2 protein-coding genes are annotated in these 1,620 nt (G+C 76.0%); one reads left to right on the forward strand and one right to left on the reverse strand.

The features are described 5' to 3' along the window. The first annotated feature begins 169 nt into the window (after positions 1–169). A complete protein-coding gene (locus ACFXA3_RS24050; RefSeq protein WP_385189949.1) occupies positions 170–1,180 on the forward strand; it encodes an LLM class F420-dependent oxidoreductase in 1,011 nt (336 codons plus the stop codon). Here the strand turns inward: ACFXA3_RS24050 and ACFXA3_RS24055 are convergent. Next, on the reverse strand, positions 1,177–1,503 hold the full coding sequence (locus tag ACFXA3_RS24055; protein ID WP_385189951.1) for a hypothetical protein: 327 nt from the start codon (positions 1,501–1,503) through the stop codon (positions 1,177–1,179). The genes ACFXA3_RS24050 and ACFXA3_RS24055 overlap by 4 nt on opposite strands. Between the last annotated feature and the right edge of the window lie 117 nt (positions 1,504–1,620).

The raw sequence follows: 1,620 nt of genomic DNA on the forward strand, positions 1-1,620 counted from the left end.
ACGGAGGTGTTCACCACCCGCGGCGTCGGGGTGGCGCCCCCCGGGTACGCCCCGGCCGCCCCGGGCGGGGGGGGGCCCCCGCCGCCGCCCCCCCCCCCTCCGGGGGGGGGGGCCGTTGCCCTACAGTCGCCTGACGATTCGTCAGATTCGGCTGGAGGGGACGACGTACATGCGCCTCGGACTCGCACTCGGCTACTGGGGCCGCGGCCCCGACCGCACCCACCTCGACCTCGCCACCGAGGCCGAGAACCTCGGCTACCACTCCGTCTGGACCGCCGAGGCCTGGGGCTCGGACGCCTTCACCCCGCTGACCTGGATCGCCGCGCACACCTCCCGGATCCGCCTCGGCACCGCCATCGCCCAGATGGCCGCCCGCACCCCCACCGCCACCGCCATGCACGCCCTCACGCTCGACCACCTCTCCGGCGGCCGGATGATGCTGGGCCTCGGCCTGTCCGGCCCCCAGGTCGTCGAGGGCTGGTACGGGCGCCCCTTCCCCGCGAGCCCGCTCACCGCGACCCGCGAGTACGTCGACGTCGTCCGCCAGGTGCTGCGCCGCGAAGGGCCCGTCACCCTCGACGGCCGCTTCCACCAGCACCCGTACCGCGGCCCGGACGGCACCGGCATCGGCAAACCGCTCAAGCCCATCACGCACCCGCTGCGCGCGGACCTGCCGGTGCTGCTGGGCGCCGAAGGCCCGAAGAACATCGCCCAGACGACCCGCATCGCGGACGGCTGGCTGCCGCTGTACTGGTCACCGGCCCGCACCGACGTCTACCGGGCCTCCCTGACCGGCCTGCCCGAAGGCTTCATGATCGCCCCGATGGCCCGGGCCAAGGTCTGCGACGACGTCGCCGAAGGCCTGCTGCCCGTCAAGGCCATGCTCGGCTTCTACATCGGCGGGATGGGCCACGCGGCCCGCAACTTCCACGCCGACCTGATGGCACGGATGGGCTACGAGGAGGAGGCCCGCCGCATCCAGGACCTGTTCCTCGCCGGGCGCAAGGAGGAGGCCGTGCTCGCCGTACCGGACGCCTTCGCCGACGAGATCTCCCTGATCGGGCCGCGCGAGCGGATCGCCGAACGCCTCGGCCTGTGGCGCAAGGGCCCCGTCACCGACCTCCTCGTGACCGCCCCGGACCCCCACACCCTGCGCGTCCTCGCCGAACTCAACGCCTAATCCGCCTCCGGCCCGGCCTGCGGCACGGCCTCCAGCAGTTCCCGCAGGTCCAGCGGCATCACCGCGATCTCGATGGTCCCGCCGCCGGCGGCGGCGCCGTCCGGGCCGCCACCGTCCGCACCGCTCCCGTACGTGCAGGCCACGATGCGCGAGCCCGGGTTGATGGAGATGCCCTCCTTCACGGACGGCGCCCGCACCCCGGTCGCCCGCCCGCCCGGCAGCGGTACCGGCTCACCGCGCCGGGGCACCCAGCGCGGGATACCGGGCCCGGTGAACACCCGGCCCATCCGCCAGCGGCCCGCACCGGCCGGATGCCGCGCCATGCACGGGATCCCGTCCGGGACGCCGGCGGCGAGCCGCGCGCGGGGGGCCCGCCGGCCCCCCCCCCCCCACCCCCCGCACGCGGGCGCCCCCCCCCCGAACACCGCACTCGCGCGCCG

It is taken from the genome of Streptomyces sp. NPDC059456, assembly GCF_042750055.1.
Taxonomy (GTDB): domain Bacteria; phylum Actinomycetota; class Actinomycetes; order Streptomycetales; family Streptomycetaceae; genus Streptomyces.